The sequence below is a fragment of the Clavibacter sp. B3I6 genome (assembly GCF_030816895.1).
In the GTDB taxonomy this organism is placed as follows: domain Bacteria; phylum Actinomycetota; class Actinomycetes; order Actinomycetales; family Microbacteriaceae; genus Clavibacter.
Window position 1 is genome coordinate 2,751,448 of sequence record NZ_JAUSYL010000001.1, and the last position, 17,609, is coordinate 2,769,056.

Here is a 17,609-nt window from a genome sequence, read left to right on the forward strand (position 1 = left end):
GCCGTCCGTCCAGGAGGACGCTCCATGACCCGCGCCCGCATCACCATCGACCGCGACTTCACCATCGGCGACGTGCCCCGCCGCCTGTTCGGCTCGTTCGTCGAGCACATGGGCCGGTGCGTCTATACCGGCATCTACGAGCCCGGGCACCCCACCGCGACGCCCGAGGGCTACCGGCAGGACGTGCTCGACCTCACCAAGGAGCTCGGGGCGACGGTCGTCCGCTACCCCGGCGGCAACTTCGTCTCCGGCTACGACTGGGAGGACGGCGTCGGCCCGGTGGAGGACCGACCCCGCCGCCTCGACGGCGCCTGGCACACGGTGGAGACGAACGCGTTCGGCCTGCACGAGTTCATGGGCTGGTCGAAGGCCGCCGGCGTCGAGGTGATGGAGGCCATCAACCTCGGCACGCGCGGCGTCGACGCGGCGCGCTCGCTCGTGGAGTACGCGAACCACCCCGGCGGATCGAAGTACTCCGACATGCGTCGACGCAACGGCGCCGAGGAGCCCTTCGACATCAAGCTGTGGTGCCTCGGCAACGAGCTCGACGGTCCGTGGCAGATCGGGCACAAGACGCCCGACGAGTACGGGCGCCTCGCACAGGAGGCCGGCAAGGCCATGCGCCTGGTGGATCCGAGCATCGAGCTGGTCGCGTGCGGCAGCTCCAACTCGGGCATGCCGACGTTCGGGCAGTGGGAGCAGACCGTGCTCGGCCACACCTACGACGTCGTCGACTACATCTCGCTGCACGCCTACTACCAGGAGCAGGAGGGCGACGTGCGGAGCTTCCTGGCGAGCTCCGTCGACATGGACTTCTTCATCGAGTCCGTCGTCGCGACCGCCGACGCCACCGGCGCGCGCCTGAAGAACCGCAAGCGCATCGACCTCTCGTTCGACGAGTGGAACGTCTGGTACCAGCGCGGGCTCGACGGCGAGGACCAGCCGCACCGCATCGAGAAGGCCGGCTGGCGCGAGCACCCCCGCGTGATCGAGGACGAGTACAACGTGACGGACGCCGTCGTCGTGGGCACGCTCCTCAACTCGCTGCTGCGGCACGGCGACCGGGTGAAGATCGCGAACCAGGCCCAGCTCGTCAACGTGATCGCGCCGATCCGGAGCGAGGAGGCCGGACCCGCCTGGCGCCAGTCGATCTTCTGGCCGTTCGCCCGCATGGCGCAGCTCGCGACGGGACGGATCCTCCAGGTCGAGGTCGACAGCGACCGCTACGACAACGACCGCTTCGGCACGGCCGACGTCGTCGACGTGAGCGCGACGTGGGACGACGAGGCCGGCACCGTGTCCCTCTTCCTCGCGAACCGCGACCTCGAGGAGTCGGCGTCCACCGAGGTCGCGCTCCGCGGGCTCGACGTCGGCCGGGTCCTCCGGGCCGAGGTCCTGCGCGTGCCCGAGGGCGGAGACCGCTTCACGAGCAACACCGAGCAGTCGGGTGAGCAGGTCGGCCTCGTGCCGCTCGAGGGCGTGCACGCCGAGGGCGGCCTGCTGACGCTCACGCTCCCGGCGCTGTCGTGGGCGGTCGTGGTCCTGGACGTCACGCGGAGCTGACGCTCGACGCACGACGACGGCCCGCCCTGCGCGATGCAGGGCGGGCCGTCGTCGTCGTGGTGGAGGGGATTAGCCGACCGGGCCCTCGGTGAGGGTCACGGTGCCGGTCTGCTGGGCGCCGGCCGCGGTGGTCCACTCGAGGGCGACCCGGTCGCCGGGCTCGTGCGCCGAGATGGCGGCGCTGAGCTCGGACGCCGACGCGACGGCCTTCCCGTCGACCGAGGTCACGACGTCGCCCTGGGCGAGGCCGGCCTGCGCCGCTCCCGACCCGTCGACGACGCCCTGCACGGGAGCGCCCGCGACCGTGCCCGCGCCGTTCGCGAGCAGCACGCCGAGGAACGCCGGGTAGCCGATATCCACGGTGCCGGACTCGACGCCGCTCTCGATCTGCTTCGCGATGCCCATGGCCTTCTCGATCGGGATGGCGAACCCGGCGATCTGCGCCGACCCGGAGGACGCGGCCGTGTCGATGCCGACGACCTCGCCCTCGGCGTCCACGAGCGGCCCGCCGGAGTCGCCGGAGACGATGGGCGCGTCGGTCTGGATGAGCTCGGTGAGCGTCTCGCCCGCCGCCGTCCCCTCGGACTGCGTGGTGATGGTCTGGCCGAGCGCGGTGACCCGGCCGGCCGCCGCGGTGAGCGTGCCCGTGCCGCCCGCGTTGCCGACGCCCGTGACGGCCTCGCCGACCTGCACGCCGTCCGCGTCGAGCTTCGCCGGGGTGAGTCCCGAGGCGCCCTCGAGCTCGAGGACCGCGACGTCGTTCGCGGCGTCGGTGCCGACGACCTTCGCGACGTACGCCTTGCCCGTGGACTCGACGGTGACGCGGATGCTCGTGGCGCCGCTGACCACGTGGTTGTTGGTGAGGATCGTGCCGTCGGACGACAGGATGATGCCCGTGCCGGCGCCGGCCGCGTTCTCGTAGGTGAGCGCCGAGTCGATGGTCACGACGCCGGCGGTCTGGGCGGCGTCCGCCGCGGGGGACGTGACGGACGCGCCCCGCCCGGTGCCCGGCTGCGTCCCGGAGTCCGAGCCGCTGCCCGACCCCTGGCCGGGGAGCGTGGTGGTGCCGCGGCCGAAGCCCTCGCCGGGCGTGAAGGAGCCCGGGTCCTGGATCCGCGTGTCGCCCGCCGGGGAGGAGGAGCGGCCGAGGTCGGCCATGAACCCGACCGCCGTGCCGCTGCCGAAGGAGAGGAGCAGGGCGAGGGCGGACGCGCCCGCGATGAGGCCCGTGCGGAGGCCGCGTCGCATGGGCTGTCGGGGCACGGGGGCTCCCGCCGCGTCGACGGGGAGGGGGTGGCCGAAGGCGTCGGTCGCGGGTGCGGGCCACGGGGAGCCGGCGGGGTGACCTGCGGCGGGCGGAGCGCTGGCGTACGCGGCGGCGGGCTGGTGCGGCGCGGGCTGCTGCGTCGTGGGGGCGGCTGGGCCGGCGGGGGCGGCTGGTGCGGCGGGTGCGGATCCCGGCGCGGCCGGTCCGTCGACCGCGGGCCCCGAGGGGGCGGTCCAGGTCGCGGCCCGCTCCTCGGGTGCCGCGGTCGCGGCGGGCTGCTCGGGCGCACGGCCCGCGGGGGCGGAGCCGGTCGCGCGGGTGTCGTCGGTGGGGGCCTCGTCCGGACGTCCGGTCGGCTCCTGGGGTGTCTCGTTCATGACGGGTCCTTCGTGTCTGGGGTGGGCCCGGCGGGGGCCATGAGGAGATCACAGCGGCCGACCCTATGAGCACCCCATGACGCGCACGAGCGTCCGCCATGGATCCCCGTCCCGGCCCCGGGCGTACCCTGAGCGGCATGACGCGGAGGTCCGACGGCGACGGCGAGCCCCTCGACGTGGATCCGCGCTACGACCCGGCGTTCCAGCGCGTCACCGGATCCGCCGCCCCGCCGGCCGGCGCCGCGTCCGCGGAGCCGCCGCCCGCCGCCGTCCTCGCCCCACCGCAGCGGGATCCCGGATCCGGAGAGCAGGGGGAGCGGCGCGAGGGCGGCGGCGACCGCCCGCTCGTCGCCCGCTGGCTCGCCCCCGTGCTGTGGATCCTCGCGGTCGCCTTCCCCGCCGCGGGCCTCGGCCTCCGCGCGCTCGCCGCCGGGATCGCGACGTCCATGCCCTACTCGAGCTTCGGCGAGGCGCTCGGGCAGCGCTGGCTCCTCGAGGTCGTGCCGCTCCTCGTGACCCTCGCCCCGGGCGTCGTCGCGGGCGGCCCGCTCGCGGTGATCGCGGCGCTCGCCGTGCACGCCCTGCGCCGCCGTCCGCACTGACCGCCCCGACGGCACGGGTGCCGCCCTCCCGCCCGCGTAGGCTCGACCCATGGAGCAGAGAAGCCTCGGCAGGACCCATCGGAACGTCTCGGTCATCGGACTCGGGACCTGGCAGCTCGGCGGGGACTGGGGTGACGTCGCCGAGGACGACGCGCTCGCGGTGCTCGACGCCGCGGCCGACGCGGGCATCACCTTCTTCGACACCGCGGACGTCTACGGCGACGGCCGCAGCGAGACGATCATCGGATCCTGGCTCCGCGCGCACCCCGGTGCCGGCGTCACGGTCGCGACCAAGATGGGCCGGCGCGACGCGCAGGACCCCGCGAACTTCACGCTCGACCGCTTCCGCGAGTGGACCGACCGCTCGCGCCGGAACCTCGGCGTCGACACCCTCGACCTCGTCCAGCTGCACTGCCCGCCGACCGCCGTCTTCTCGAGCGACCGCGTCTACGACGCCCTCGACGAGCTCGTCGCCGACGGCGCCATCGCGTCCTACGGCGTGAGCGTCGAGACGACGGACGAGGCGCTCCTCGCGATCGCGCGCCCGGGCGTCGCGAGCGTGCAGATCATCCTCAACGCGTTCCGCCACAAGCCGCTCGATCGCGTGCTGCCGGCCGCCGCGGAGGCGGGCGTGGGCATCATCGCGCGCGTCCCGCTCGCGTCGGGCCTCCTCAGCGGGCGGTACACCGCGGAGACGACGTTCGCCGAGACCGACCACCGCAACTACAACCGGCAGGGCGAGGCCTTCGACGTCGGGGAGACCTTCTCGGGCGTCGACTACGAGGAGGGCGTGGCCGGAGCCCGCGAGTTCGCGGCCGCCGCGCACGAGGCGGCACCCGACCTCACGCCCGCGCAGGTCGCGCTCGCCTGGATCGTGCAGCGCGAGGGCGTCTCCACGGTGATCCCCGGTGCGCGCAACGCCGAGCAGGCGCGTGCCAACGCGCAGGCGGGCGACGCCCCGGTGCTCGGCGAGGTCTTCGAGCGGCAGGTCGCGGACATCTACGACCGGCGGTTCCGCGCCGCGGTCCACCCCCGCTGGTAGCGCCACTTGAATGTGCGACGGCCCCGCTCAGCGATGCTGACCGGGGCCGTCGTCCGTGCGGACGCGCTACTGGAGGGAGTCGCAGGCGCTCGACATCTGCGTCTTCAGCTCGTCGGTGATGGGCTGGCCGACGCCGGGCGCGAGCTGGTCGGCGAGGGCCGTGATCTGCTGGCCGGCCGCCGCGGCGCCGCTCTCGGTGGAGGCGGAGATCTCGGTGCCGAGGTCGCGGAACGCCTGCACGTCGGACTCCTCGAGCGTCGACTTGTCCTTGAGGCCGCACGCGATGTCGCGGGTCTTGGCGGCGATGGCCTCGCGCGATCCGGGGGCGGCGGCCGCGCCGGATCCGGCCTCGCCTACGGTGGTCGCCTCGGGCGTGGGGGTCGCGGCCTCGGCGGGCGCGGATGCGGAGGCGGACGGGGTCGGCGTGGTGGCGTCGTCGGCGGCGGGCGAGCTGCAGCCGGCGAGGGCGAGGCCGAGGACGAGCCCCAGTCCGGCGATCCCGGCCCGCAGCCGGCGCGTGGTCAGAGGGGTCTGCTGAGAGGTCATGCCCTCACACTATCCAGCGCGCGGTCCGGTATTCCCCGGGCGCGGGAACGCGGGGTGCAGCCCCGGCCCGCGGTCGGCAGGACGGACGGCCGACGGACGCGGAGCCGCGGGCGTCACGTCATGACGGGGACGGGCTCCGTGTCCGGGATGGGGCCGGCGTCGCGGCCGCGGAGGTCGGGGCTGTGCCGGTGGAACACGGCGGCGATGGCGGCGCCCACCGCGAGCAGCGCCGCCGCCACGACGAACGCGCCCTGCGCGCCCTGCGCGTCGATGACGAACCCGGCCGCGGCCGAGCCGAGCGCGGCGCCGATGAGCTGCCCGGTGCCGACCCAGCCGTACGCCTCGGCGGTGTCGCTGAACCGCACCGACGACGAGACCACCGCGAAGAGCACGGCCAGCGCGGGGGCGATGCCGACGCCCGCGAGGAAGAGGAAGACGGAGAGCCAGGCGAACTGCATCCACACGGCGGCCAGCGCCGTGCCGACCAGGATGATCGTCATCCGCCGCGCCATGGCCCACGGGCTGATGGGGATGTGGCCGAGCGCGAGGCCGCCGATGAGCGAGCCGACCGCGAAGATCGCGAGGACGAATCCCGCCTCCGGGCCGCCGTGCCCGTAGACCGCGACGACGCCCGCCTCGATGGCCGCGCACGCCGCGATGAGGAGGAAGCCGACGACCGTGCTGAGGAGCACCGGCGGGCGGCCGAGGACCACGCCGAACCGGCGCTTGCTGCGGGGGATGCGCACGCGCCCGAGCTCGGGGGAGGAGATGAACCACGCGCCGCCGCCGACCAGGAAGGCCGCCGCGACGAGGATGCCCGCGCTCGTGTCGACCTGGATCGCGAGGAACGTGGCGATGACGGGGCCGAGCACCCAGATGATCTCCTGGGCCGACGCGTCGAGCGAGAAGAGCGGCGTGAGCTGCTTCGAGTTGACCATCTTCGGGTAGATGGTGCGGACGGCCGGCTGCACCGGGGGGTTCGCGAGCCCGGCGAGGAGACCGAGTCCCATGAACGCCGGCACCGAGGTGCTCGCGTCGCCGAGGGCCACCGCGACGACGGCGACGGTGCATACGGCCGACGTGAGGATGAGGACCGGGCGCATGCCCCAGACGCCCATCCACCTGCTCGTGAGGGGTCCCGCGATGGCCTGGCCGATGCTCGTCGCGGCGAGCACGAGGCCGGCGGCGCCGTACGACTCGTGGATCCGCTCGACGTGCATCAGGAACGCCAGCGAGAGCATGCCGCCGGGGAAGCGCGCGACCAGCTGGGCGGTGATGATCCGGCCCACGCCGCGGGTCTTGAGGAGGCTTCCGTACGTGCTCACGAGGGTCAGATCCTACCGTCCGGGGAGGGGCCGCCCGTAGCCCGGATGCCGCCAGGCGGCGATGTCGGGAGGTCTCCGTAGCCTGTGGAACATGTGGACAAGTTCGCGGACTTATCCACAGCTGTGGACGACACGCCCACTACATATGGGGTTGGGCGTGGTCGGTCGCCCGCATATATAGTGATGGAGACGGCAACGGCCCCCGGTCGTCCCGGCTCCACGGAGCGGGCGCGGAGGGGCCGACCGAGCATTTCCCCTGGTGAGGCGCAGGGCGCGGCGGGTACGTCCCGCACCGCGTCGCCGCCGACCGCAGGACAGTCCGCCGCCGATCAGCGCGGACGACGAAGACGACGAGGAGCAGAGTGTCCATCACCGTAGTGAAGCGCGACGGCACGCGGGAGCCGTACGACGCGAACCGCATCAACCTGGCCATCGAGGACGCCACGCAGGGCCTCGACGAGAACATCGGCTGGGTCACGCAGATCGCGTCGGAGCTGGAGATCACCCTCTTCGACGGGATCAGCACCCAGCAGCTCGACGAGGCCGTCATCCAGGTCGCGCTCCAGAACGTGAAGGACGACCCGGCGTTCGACACCGTCGCCGCGCGCCTCCTCCTCAAGACCATCTACAAGCGCGTCCTCGGCGACTACTCGTCGCCCGAGGAGCTCAAGCGCCTCCACGCGGAGCACTTCGCCCGCAACATCCAGCGCGGCGTCGACGAGATGCTCCTCGACTCCCGCCTCGTGCAGCTGTTCGACCTGGAGCGCCTCGCCCAGGCCCTCGAGCCCGCGCACGACGAGCTGCTGAAGTACATCGGCGTCGTCACGCTGAACAACCGCTACGGCATCAAGGGCCGCAACGGCGACGCCCTCGAGGTGCCCCAGTACTTCTGGATGCGCATCGCGATGGGCCTCACGCTCAACGAGCAGGACCCGACCGAGACCGCCATCGCCTTCTACGAGAAGATGTCGAAGCTCGAGTACCTCGCGGCCGGCTCCACCCTCGTCAACGCGGGCACCATCTACCCGCAGCTCGCGAACTGCTTCGTCATGGAGATGCAGGACGACATCGAGCACATCGCGAAGACCACGCGCGACGTCATGTGGCTCACCAAGGGCACGGGCGGCATCGGCCTCTCCGTCTCCAAGCTGCGCGCGCAGGGCTCGCCCATCCGCTCGAACAACACCACCTCCACGGGCCCGATCCCGTTCATGCACACCATCGACTCCGTGCTCCGCGCCGTCAGCCGCGGCGGCAAGAAGTTCGGCGCCCTGTGCTTCTACATGGAGAACTGGCACCTCGACTTCCCCGAGTTCCTCGACCTGCGCCAGAACTCGGGCGACCCGTACCGCCGCACCCGCACCGCGAACACCGCGGTGTGGATCAGCGACGAGTTCATGAAGCGCGTGCAGAACGACGAGGACTGGTACCTCTTCGACCCGCTGGAGGTCTCCGACCTCAACGAGCTCTACGGCAAGGCCTTCTCGGAGCGCTACGCGTTCTACGTCGGCGAGGCCGAGGCCGGTCGCATCCGGATGTTCAAGCGCATCAAGGCGCGCGAGCAGTTCAAGTCGATCCTCATCTCCCTCCAGACCACCAGCCACCCGTGGCTGACCTGGAAGGACACGATCAACAACCGCGCCCTGAACAACAACACGGGCACGATCCACCTCTCGAACCTCTGCACCGAGATCACGCTGCCGCAGGACGAGGACAACGTCTCCGTCTGCAACCTGGCGTCGATCAACCTGTCGCAGCACTTCGCCGACGGCAAGGTCGACTTCGCGAAGATCGAGCAGAGCGCGCGCCTCGCGGTCCGCCAGCTCGACAACCTCATCGACATCACGCGCTCCAGCGTGAAGGAGGCGGACTTCTCCAACCAGCAGAACCGCGCGGTGGGCCTCGGCGTCATGGGCTTCACCGACATCGTGGAGAAGCTCGGCTACTCCTACGAGTCCGAGGAGTCGTACGACCTGATCGACGAGATCATGGAGCACGTCTCCTACGCGGCCATCGACGAGTCGGCCGACCTGGCGCAGGAGCGCGGCGCGTACCCGAACTTCCAGGGCTCGCGCTGGTCGGAGGGCCTCGTGCCGCTCGACTCCATCGCGCTCATGGAGGCGGACCGCGGCGTGCCCGTCAAGGTCAACCGCACCACGCGCCTCGACTGGGACGCGCTGCGCACGAAGGTCAAGGGCGGCATGCGCAACGCGACCCTCATGGCCATCGCGCCCACCGCGTCCATCGGCCTCGTCGCCGGCACCACGCCCGGGCTCGACCCGCAGTTCTCGCAGATCTTCAGCCGCTCCACCTCCTCGGGCAAGTTCCTCGAGGTCAACCGGAACCTGGTGAAGGACCTGCAGGAGCTCGGCATCTGGGAGGGCGTCCGCGAGGACATCCTGCGCAGCCAGGGCGACATCCAGAACATCGCCGCCATCCCCGACCACGTGAAGGCCACGTACCGCACGAGCTTCCAGCTCTCGCCGTACGCCTTCCTCGAGGTCGCGGCGCGTGCGCAGAAGTGGATCGACCAGGCCATCAGCCGCAACATGTACCTCGAGACGCGCGACCTCGGCGACATGATGGACATCTACTTCGCCGGCTGGGAGCGCGGGGTCAAGACCACGTACTACCTGCACATGAAGCCGCGTCACACGGCCGAGCAGTCGACCGTCAAGGTCGACAAGTCGCAAGATGCCGACGGCACCAAGCGCAAGGGCTTCGGCGGATTCGGCGGCGGCGCGCCCGCAGCCGTCCCCGCCACCGCGGCCGGCGCGTCCACGTCCGCGGACGCCCCGGCGCCGCAGGCCGCTCCCGCGCCCCGCAAGGGCTTCGGATTCGGTGGAGTGGGAGGTGCACGCTGATGAACGACGACACGTTCGGCGACTACGTCGTCCCCATGGACCCCATGGACGAGCTGCAGTGCGACTCCTGCCAGTAGGCAGGCGCCGCTCCTAGAGCCCTCCCGGCCCCACCGGCCGCCCATCGCACGACCATGAACGACGCATTCGGAGAGAAGAAGCAGATGTCGAAGATCCTCGGCACGGGAATCCAGGAGGGCCTCCTCCTCAAGCCCGTCAACTACCAGTGGGCCATGGACCTGTACGACCAGGCCGTCGCGAACACGTGGTTCCCCAACGAGATCCAGCTCGGTGAGGACATCGCGGACTTCAAGAAGATGACGGACGAGGAGCGCCACGCGATCACGTTCCTCATGAGCTACTTCAACCCGAACGAGCTGCTCGTGAACAAGGCGCTCGCGTTCGGCGTGTACCCCTACATCAACGCGCCGGAGTGCCACCTCTACCTGGCGAAGCAGATGTGGGAGGAGGCGAACCACTGCATGTCGTTCGAGTACGTCCTCGAGACGTTCCCGATCGACCGCGAGGCCGCGTACAACTCCCACGTCGACATCCCGTCGATGGCCCGCAAGGAGGAGTTCGAGGTCAAGTTCATCAAGCGCATGACCGAGCAGACCCTCGACATCACCACCACCGAGGGCAAGAAGGACTTCGTCCGGAACCTCGTCGCGTACAACGTGATCCTCGAGGGCATCTGGTTCTACTCGGGCTTCATGGTGTCGCTGTCGTTCCGCCAGCGGAACCTGCTGCGCAACTTCGGCTCGCTCATGGACTGGATCGTCCGCGACGAGTCGCTGCACCTCAAGTTCGGGATCAACCTCATCCTCACGGTGCTCGAGGAGAACCCCGACCTGCAGACGGAGGAGTTCGCCGCCGAGATCAAGCAGATGATCCTCGACGCCGTCGAGATGGAGGAGCAGTACAACAAGGACCTCCTCCCCAACGGCATCCTCGGGCTCAACGCGAACTACATCAACCAGTACGTGAAGTACCTCGCCGACCGCCGCCTCGAGGAGCTCGGCTTCGAGGCCGAGTACAAGGTCTCGAACCCGGCGAAGTGGATGGCCACGGCGAACGACACGCTGCAGCTCGTCAACTTCTTCGAGTCGACGAACACGTCGTACGAGTCGAACGCGTCGGCCACCGTCGGCGCCAAGTAGGACCGACCGCCGCACCCGCGGTACCGCGCCACCGACGCCGCCCGCGCCGCGCATCCACCCGGATGCCGGCGCGGGCGGCGTCGTGCCGCCCGCCGGATCGTGCGACCGCACCACGCAGCAGCGCACGACCGCACGACGCACCAGCGAACGACCGCACCATCGAGAGGGCCCATGGACCAGCCGCACGACACCGCCAGCCGACACGTCGCCCGTGATGGGCGCGCCTACGTCACCGAGGTCGTGGGGTGGGACGACGCGCGCGGAGCCCGCATCCGCCGCGCCATGGAGGACGAGATGGACGTCCGCTACGAGGGCCGGCACGCGGACGACCCCGACTGGCCCGCGAAGGCGGCGGTCGCCTTCGCGCTCGACCCCGCGGACGTGGAGGCGGTCGTGCTGCTCGTGCCCGAGGGCGACGAGGCGGAGGCGGCCGCGCACGGCGTCATCCGGCGGCTGGGCGGCGAGCTCGAGCTGAAGAAGGTGGTCGTGGATCCGGCGCACCGCGGCACCGGCCTCGCGCGCGTGCTCATGACGGAGCTCGAGCGGGTCGGCCGGGAGCTCGGCGCGCCGCGGCTGATCCTGCAGACGGGCGACCGGCAGCCGGACGCCGTGCGGCTCTACGAGACCGCGGGGTGGCGGCCGATCGACGTGTACCCGCCGTACCTCCCGGTCACGAACTCGATCTGCTTCGAGAAGCCGCTGGGCTGAGGTCGGCTGACGCCCGGCCTGCGAGCATGGGCGGATGGACATCCTCATCACGCCGGCCGAGCTGGACCACGCCCTCCGCACCCGCGACGACGTGCGCGTGCTCGACGTGCGCTGGTCGCTCGGCGGCCCTCCCGGTCGCCCGCTGCACGAGGCCGGGCACATCCCCGGTGCCGTCTACGCGGACCTCGACACCGAGCTCGCCGGGCACGGCGCGCCCGAGGACGGCCGGCACCCCCTGCCGACGACGGCCGACCTCGAGCGGGCCGCGCGCCGCTGGGGCGTCCGGCGGGGCGACACGGTGGTCGTGCACGACGGCGGCGGCAACATGGCGGCCGCGCGCGCGTGGTGGCTGCTGCGTGACGCCGGGATCCGGGACGTGCGGCTCCTCGACGGCGCCCTGCCGGCCTGGGTCGCCGCCGGCCTGCCGCTCGCGACGGGATCCACGACGCCCGACGAGGGCGACGTGACGCTCACCCGCGGCGTGCTCCCGACCCTCGACGAGGACGCCACCGCCGACCTCGCCCGCACCGGCGTCCTCCTCGACGCGCGCGCGGGGGAGCGGTACCGCGGGGAGGTCGAGCCGATGGATCCGCGCGCCGGCCACATCCCCGGCGCCCGGAGCGCTCCCACCGCCGAGACGGTCGGCGCGGACGGTGCGTTCCTCCCCGCCGACGCGCTGCGCGAGCGGTACGCCGCGCTCGGGATCCGGCCGGGTGGGACCGTGGGCGTCTACTGCGGGTCCGGTGTCACGGCCGCGCACGAGATCGCGGCGCTCGCCATCGCGGGGATCGACGCGGCGCTGTACCCGGGGTCCTGGTCGGCGTGGTCGAACCGGCCCGAGCGGCCGGTGGCGACGGGCGCGGAGCCCGGCGGCGGCCGCTGATCAGGCGGTGCGGCGGACCGCGATGACCGTGCAGTCGTCCGGCTGCCCCTCGGGCGTGAGCTTCACCAGCGCGTCGACGAAGCCCTGGGCCGATGTGTGCCGCCCCATGAGCGCGCCGAGGAAGGCGTAGGTCGCCTCCTCGTCGTCGAAGAAGTCGAGCAGGCCGTCGCTGAAGATCACGAGGCCGTCGCCCGGGTCGAGGCGCACGGACTCCTCCTCCCACGCGTCCTCGGCCTCGAGGCCGAGCGGGAGGTGGCGACCGTGCAGGCGCTGCAGGCCGCCGTCGGCACGGACCACGAGCGACAGCCCGTGCCCCGCGTCGACGTAGGTGAGGACGCCGGTCGCCAGCGACAGCCGCGCGTGGAACAGGGTCGAGAAGGACCCGGCCGTCGAGAGATCGTCGACGAGGGAGGCGGCGGTGCGCACCATGGTGCTGCGGACGCCGTGCGTGCGGGACGCGAGGCGGATGGTCGCGCGCACGCCGGCGGCGAGGATCGCGGCGCCCACGCCCTTCCCCATCACATCGGCGAGGGTGAGCCGGAGGTCGCCGCCCTCGACGAACCAGTCGTGCACGTCGCCGCCCACGACCTGCGCGGGGATGCTCGTGCCGGCGACCTCGTAGCCGTCGAGGTGCACGGCGGCCTTCGGCGAGAGCGCATGCGCGACCTCGGCCGCGCGCCGGCTGTCGGTCTCGCGCGCGAGCTCGTCGGAGAAGAAGTCCCCGATGACGGCGAGGCGCGCGCGGTCGGTCGCGCCGAACTCGCGCGGCGACGTGTCCGCGATGAAGAAGACGCCGATGACGTTGCCGTCGGGGGCGCGCAGGTGCTGCGCCGCGTAGAAGCGCACGCCGAGCGGACCGGTGACGCTGGTGGAGGTCGCGAGTCGCGGATCGAGCAGCGCGTCCTCCACCACGAGCATGCCGTCGTCGGCCGCGAGGGCCGTGTCGGTGAAGGTGCCGTGGCGCGCCCACCGCGGCGTCGGCAGGCCGAGGCTCGACTTCATCCAGATGGCGTCGGCGCCGATGATGCCGATCGCGGCGATGGGCACGCGGTAGAACTCCGCGATCATCATCGTGATCCGGTCGAACCGCGTCTCGGGCCCCGTGCCGAACAGGTGCAGGGTCTCGAGCGTCTCGAGGCGCTGGCGCTCGCGGAGGTCCGTGTCCATGCGCGCCCCTGTCCTCCCGCGGCGGATCCCCCGATCCGTCGACTGCGCCGGCCGGTGCTGCCGGGCAGGCGCGATGATCGGAGTCTACGCGCCTGGGGAAAACGCGGGGAGCCGGTCCGACCCGGCCGAGGGGCCCGGGCGCCGACCGCCGCCGATCGGCCGGCTAGCTCGCGAGCACCTTGCGGATGCGCTGCAGCGACACCGGCTCGGCCGTCGGCAGGTGCTGGGCGAAGAGGCTGAGGCGCAGCTCCTCGAGCATCCACCGGGCGTGCACGAGCGACTCAGGCGCGTGCGGCGCGGACGGGATGATGCCGCCGGCCTCGCGGTAGAGGTCGGTCGCCTTCTGCACCTCGGTCATCCACGCGCGGTCGCGGGCGGGCTGGTCGGGGAGGCGCTGCACGCGGTGCGTGAGTCCGGACAGGTAGGCGGGCAGGCGCTGCAGGCGCGCGAGGCCGGTCGCCGACACGAAGCCCGGGTGCACGAGGCCGGCGAGCTGCTCGCGCGCGTCGGTGAGCGCGCCGATCAGCTGCATGCTCGTGGCCGCCTTGATGGCCCGCTCGGCGTCGCGGTAGCCCGTGAGGATCCGGTTCACGAGCGCCACCGTGTCGAACATCGAGTCCATGACGACGCCCGAGACGCGGTCGCGCGCGGTCTCGAACAGCTCCTTCGAGTAGATCGCGCCGCCGGGGGCCACACGCTCGAGCACCTGGTCGATGCACGCGAGCAGGCAGTCGTCGAAGAGCGCCTGGACGTTCGGGTACGGGCTCGTCGCGAGCATCAGCTTCTCCTGGCTCGTGAGGTGCTGCTTCACGTAGGCGGAGGGGTTCGCGATGGCGAGGACGAGCAGGCGCCGTACGCCGCCGGGCATGGCGCGCGCCTGGTCCTCGGCGGTCGCCATGAGGCGGATCGCGACGGTGGATCCCTCGTCGACGAGCGCCGGGTAAGCGCGGATGACGTGCCGGCTGTCGCCCGTGCCGCCCTGCGCGGTGTCGACGAAGCGGGGCAGCTCGTCGAGGTCCCACGTGGTGAGGCCGGTGCGCTCCATGCCGCGGGTCGCGGATCCCGTCGCCCCGGCGACGCGCTCCACTGGGCGCGCGGTGGCCCGGGCGACGCTGTCGCGGGCGCGGCTGGAGAGCCGGGCCTGCAGCTCGGTGAGGTCGCGGCCGGCGGCGACCTCGCGGCCGCGCTCGTCGACCACCCGGAACGTCATGCGGAGGTGCGCGGGGATCCGGTCGAGGTCGAAGTCGTCGTCCGCGACGCGCACGTGCGCCTTCCGCATGATGAGCGACGCGATCGTGGTGGTGAACGCCACGGGGTGCTGCGGGTCGGGCTCGGGCAGCCCCTCCAGGAGCCGGTCGGCCCAGTCGGCGGCGGGTACGACGTTCTTGCGCAGCGCCTTCGGCAGGGCCTTGATCATCGCGGTGACGAGGTCGCGACGCATGCCCGGCACCTGCCAGTCGAACCCGGCGGGGCTCAGGCGCGCGAGGAGCGCGAGGGGGACCTGGACGGTCACGCCGTCGTCGGGCGCGCCCGGCTCGAAGCGGTAGGTGAGCGAGAGGCGCTGGTCGCCCTGCTGCCAGGTGGGCGGGAAGGCGGCCTCGTCCACGTCGATCGCGTCCTCGGCGAGGAGCTCCTCGGCGGTCATCGTGAGGAGGTCGGGCGTCTCCTGCCGGGCCTTCTTCCACCAGCCCTCGAAGGCGCGCGTGGAGGCGACGTCGCGCGGGATCCGCTTGTCGTAGAACTCGAAGACGGCCTCGTCGTCGTTGAGGATGTCGCGGCGGCGCGTGCGCTCCTCCACCTCGGCGAGCTCCTCGCGGAGGCGGCGGTTGGCGCGGTCGAACGCCTGCTGCGACTCCCAGTCGCCCTCGACGAGCGCGTGCCGGATGAAGAGCTCGCGCGCGTACGCCGGGTCGATGCGGGAGAGCTGCACGCGGCGCTTGAGGATGATCGGCACGCCGTAGAGCGTCACCCGCTCCCACGCCACGGTCGCGCCCTGCTTCTTCTCCCAGTGCGGCTCGCTGTGCGTGCGCTTCACGAGGCCGCCCGCGATGGGCTCGGCCCACGCCGGGTCGATGGCCGCGTTCGTGCGCGCGAACAGGCGGCTGGTCTCCACGAGCTCGGCGCTCATGATCGCGTCGGGCTGCTTCTTCGCGAGCGCGGACCCGGGGAACACCACGAACCGCGACTGCCGCGCGCCCACGTAGTCCTTCTTCTGCGCGTCCTTCAGCCCGATGTGGGAGAGGAGGCCCGCGAGGAGCGACTTGTGGATCCCGTCGGGGTCGGCCTTCGGCTCGTTCATGGTGAGGTCGAGCGGGCGGGCGAGCTGGCGGAGCTGCCGGAACACGTCCTTCCACTCGCGCACGCGCACGTAGTTGAGGAACTCGGCCTTGCACATGCGGCGGAACGCGCTCGAGGAGAGCTCGTCCTCCTTGGCCTCGAGGTGGTTCCACAGGTTGAGCAGCGTGATGAAGTCGCTCGTGGGATCCACGAACCGCGCGTGCTGCTGGTCGGCCTGAGGGCGCTTCTCGAGGGGGCGCTCGCGCACGTCCTGGATGGTGAGGCCGGCGACGATGATCATGACCTCGCGGCTGACGCCGTGCTTCCGGGACTCGACCACCATGCGCGCGAACCGCGGGTCGATCGGCAGGCGCGACAGGTCGCGGCCCACCTTCGTGAGCGCGGGCGTGCCGTCGGGGGAGCGGACGACCGCGCCCAGCTCGGTGAGGAGGTCGACGCCGTCCTTGATGCCGCGCGAGTCCGGCGGCTGGAGGAACGGGAACGCGGCGATGTCGCCGAGGCCGAGCGACACCATCTGCAGGATGACGGCCGCCAGGTTGGTGCGGAGGATCTCCGGCTCCGTGAACTCGGGCCGCCGGAGGAAGTCCTCCTCGGAGTACAGGCGGATCGCGATGCCGTCGCTCGTGCGGCCGGATCGCCCGGAGCGCTGGTTGGCGGACGCCTGCGACACGGCCTCGATGGGCAGGCGCTGCACCTTCGAGCGCACCGAGTAGCGCGAGATGCGCGCGGTGCCGGCGTCGATGACGTACTTGATGCCGGGCACCGTGAGGCTCGTCTCGGCGACGTTGGTGGCGAGCACGATGCGGCGGCGGACGCCCGCCTGGGTCGACGGCCGGAAGACGCGGTGCTGGTCGGCGGAGGAGAGGCGGCCGTAGAGCGGCAGCACCTCGGTGTGCGGGAGGTTCCGGCTGCGGATCGCGTCCTCGGCGTCGCGGATCTCGTTCTCCCCGCTGAGGAAGACGAGCACGTCGCCCGAGGACTCGCCCGCGAGCTCGTCGAGCGCGGCGTTGATCCCCTCGAGGTAGTCGCGGTCGTCGGCCGGGCGCTCGAGCGGCGCGTCGGCGAGCTCGTCGTCCTCGCCCGCGACGGCGGCCTCCGCCACGAGCGGCCGGTAGCGGATCTCCACCGGGTAGGTGCGGCCGGACACCTCGACGATGGGCGCGTCGCCGAAGTGCTTCGAGAAGCTCTGCGGGTCGATGGTGGCCGACGTGATGATGAGCTTGAGGTCGGGTCGGCGCGGCAGCAGCTGCTTGAGGTAGCCGAGCAGGAAGTCGATGTTGAGGCTGCGCTCGTGGGCCTCGTCGATGATGATCGTGTCGTACTTCCGGAGGAGCCGGTCGCGCTGCAGCTCGTTGAGGAGGATGCCGTCCGTCATCAGCTTGATGCGGGTGTCGGCCGAGACCTTGTCCGTGAATCGCACCTGGTAGCCCACGAGCTGGCCGACCTCGCCGCCGAGCTCCTCCGCGATGCGCTCCGAGATGGTGCGCGCGGCGAGCCGGCGGGGCTGCGTGTGGCCGATGCTCTCGCGGCCGAGCTCCAGGCAGATCTTCGGCAGCTGCGTGGTCTTGCCGGACCCGGTAGCGCCCGCGACGATGACGACCTGGTTGTCGCGGATGGCGTCGGCGATCTCGTCCCGCATCCGGCTGACGGGGAGCTCCGGCGGGTACGCGATGCTGAATTCCATGCTGGATCCATCCTATCCGCGGGCCGTCCGGCCCCCGGATGGCAGGGGGCGGTGGCTATCGTCAGGGGACGGGCGCCGATCAGCTCGGCGCGCGGGGGGCGCGGCCTCCCGAGTCGACGACGACCG

Annotated in this window: 12 protein-coding genes; 7 read left to right on the forward strand and 5 right to left on the reverse strand. The window is 72.1% G+C overall.

Going from position 1 to position 17,609, the window contains the following annotated elements; genetic code table 11:
* Window positions 1–24 precede the first annotated feature (24 nt).
* Window positions 25–1,563, forward strand: a complete 1,539-nt coding sequence (locus tag QFZ62_RS13370; RefSeq protein WP_307506595.1) for an alpha-N-arabinofuranosidase — start codon at window positions 25–27, stop codon at window positions 1,561–1,563.
* Window positions 1,564–1,632: 69 nt separating this feature from the next.
* Here the strand turns inward: QFZ62_RS13370 and QFZ62_RS13375 are convergent, their stop codons facing one another.
* Window positions 1,633–3,207, reverse strand: coding sequence for a S1C family serine protease (locus QFZ62_RS13375; protein WP_307506598.1), 1,575 nt, complete (start codon window positions 3,205–3,207; stop codon window positions 1,633–1,635).
* A gap of 137 nt (window positions 3,208–3,344) precedes the next feature.
* Here QFZ62_RS13375 and QFZ62_RS13380 point away from each other — a divergent pair, with 137 nt between their 5' ends.
* Both QFZ62_RS13380 and QFZ62_RS13385 read left to right on the forward strand, forming a co-directional pair.
* Window positions 3,345–3,809, forward strand: a complete 465-nt coding sequence (locus tag QFZ62_RS13380) for a hypothetical protein (RefSeq protein WP_307506600.1) — start codon at window positions 3,345–3,347, stop codon at window positions 3,807–3,809.
* 49 nt (window positions 3,810–3,858) lie between these two features.
* Window positions 3,859–4,851, forward strand: coding sequence for an aldo/keto reductase (locus QFZ62_RS13385; protein ID WP_307506603.1), 993 nt, complete (start codon window positions 3,859–3,861; stop codon window positions 4,849–4,851).
* Between the two features lie 66 nt (window positions 4,852–4,917).
* Here QFZ62_RS13385 and QFZ62_RS13390 read toward each other — a convergent pair whose 3' ends face one another.
* Together QFZ62_RS13390 and QFZ62_RS13395 are read right to left on the reverse strand one after the other, a co-directional pair.
* Window positions 4,918–5,397, reverse strand: a complete 480-nt coding sequence (locus QFZ62_RS13390; protein ID WP_307506605.1) for a hypothetical protein — start codon at window positions 5,395–5,397, stop codon at window positions 4,918–4,920.
* A 113-nt stretch (window positions 5,398–5,510) separates the two neighbouring features.
* Entirely contained in the window at window positions 5,511–6,722 is a 1,212-nt protein-coding gene (locus QFZ62_RS13395; protein ID WP_307506608.1) for an MFS transporter, read from the reverse strand.
* Window positions 6,723–7,084: 362 nt separating this feature from the next.
* Here QFZ62_RS13395 and QFZ62_RS13400 point away from each other — a divergent pair, with 362 nt between their 5' ends.
* The 4 genes from QFZ62_RS13400 to QFZ62_RS13415 all read left to right on the forward strand — a co-directional run bounded on the left by QFZ62_RS13400 (window position 7,085) and on the right by QFZ62_RS13415 (window position 12,334).
* On the forward strand, window positions 7,085–9,586 hold the full coding sequence (locus QFZ62_RS13400) for a ribonucleoside-diphosphate reductase subunit alpha (RefSeq protein WP_307506611.1): 2,502 nt from the start codon (window positions 7,085–7,087) through the stop codon (window positions 9,584–9,586).
* Window positions 9,587–9,747: 161 nt separating this feature from the next.
* Window positions 9,748–10,743: a ribonucleotide-diphosphate reductase subunit beta gene (locus QFZ62_RS13405; RefSeq protein ID WP_015491025.1), complete on the forward strand. Its 996-nt coding sequence runs from the start codon at window positions 9,748–9,750 to the stop codon at window positions 10,741–10,743.
* Window positions 10,744–10,914: 171 nt separating this feature from the next.
* Window positions 10,915–11,451: a GNAT family N-acetyltransferase gene (locus QFZ62_RS13410; RefSeq protein WP_307506614.1), complete on the forward strand. Its 537-nt coding sequence runs from the start codon at window positions 10,915–10,917 to the stop codon at window positions 11,449–11,451.
* Window positions 11,452–11,485: 34 nt separating this feature from the next.
* Window positions 11,486–12,334 (forward strand): sulfurtransferase, encoded by an 849-nt coding sequence (locus QFZ62_RS13415; RefSeq protein ID WP_307506616.1) that lies wholly within the window; start codon window positions 11,486–11,488, stop codon window positions 12,332–12,334.
* On the opposite strand, the gene QFZ62_RS13420 is transcribed toward QFZ62_RS13415, so the two are convergent.
* Both QFZ62_RS13420 and hrpA read right to left on the reverse strand, forming a co-directional pair.
* The gene (locus QFZ62_RS13420; protein WP_307506619.1) at window positions 12,335–13,501 is read right to left on the reverse strand and encodes a PP2C family protein-serine/threonine phosphatase; all 1,167 of its coding nucleotides are present in this window, start codon (window positions 13,499–13,501) and stop codon (window positions 12,335–12,337) included.
* A 163-nt stretch (window positions 13,502–13,664) separates the two neighbouring features.
* Complete coding sequence (hrpA, locus tag QFZ62_RS13425) at window positions 13,665–17,483, reverse strand: ATP-dependent RNA helicase HrpA (protein ID WP_307506622.1); 3,819 nt, start codon at window positions 17,481–17,483, stop codon at window positions 13,665–13,667.
* Between the last annotated feature and the right edge of the window lie 126 nt (window positions 17,484–17,609).

Bases quoted from the DNA above. Each gene is read 5' to 3' on its own strand.
- QFZ62_RS13410 (WP_307506614.1), top strand. From the start codon at position 10,915: ATGGACCAGCCGCACGACACCGCCAGCCGACACGTCGCCCGTGATGGG.
- QFZ62_RS13420 (WP_307506619.1), bottom strand. From the start codon at position 13,501: ATGGACACGGACCTCCGCGAGCGCCAGCGCCTCGAGACGCTCGAGACC.
- QFZ62_RS13380 (WP_307506600.1), top strand. From the start codon at position 3,345: ATGACGCGGAGGTCCGACGGCGACGGCGAGCCCCTCGACGTGGATCCG.
- QFZ62_RS13415 (WP_307506616.1), top strand. From the start codon at position 11,486: ATGGACATCCTCATCACGCCGGCCGAGCTGGACCACGCCCTCCGCACC.
- QFZ62_RS13370 (WP_307506595.1), top strand. From the start codon at position 25: ATGACCCGCGCCCGCATCACCATCGACCGCGACTTCACCATCGGCGAC.
- QFZ62_RS13375 (WP_307506598.1), bottom strand. From the start codon at position 3,207: ATGAACGAGACACCCCAGGAGCCGACCGGACGTCCGGACGAGGCCCCC.
- QFZ62_RS13390 (WP_307506605.1), bottom strand. From the start codon at position 5,397: ATGACCTCTCAGCAGACCCCTCTGACCACGCGCCGGCTGCGGGCCGGG.
- hrpA (WP_307506622.1), bottom strand. From the start codon at position 17,483: ATGGAATTCAGCATCGCGTACCCGCCGGAGCTCCCCGTCAGCCGGATG.
- QFZ62_RS13385 (WP_307506603.1), top strand. From the start codon at position 3,859: ATGGAGCAGAGAAGCCTCGGCAGGACCCATCGGAACGTCTCGGTCATC.
- QFZ62_RS13405 (WP_015491025.1), top strand. From the start codon at position 9,748: ATGTCGAAGATCCTCGGCACGGGAATCCAGGAGGGCCTCCTCCTCAAG.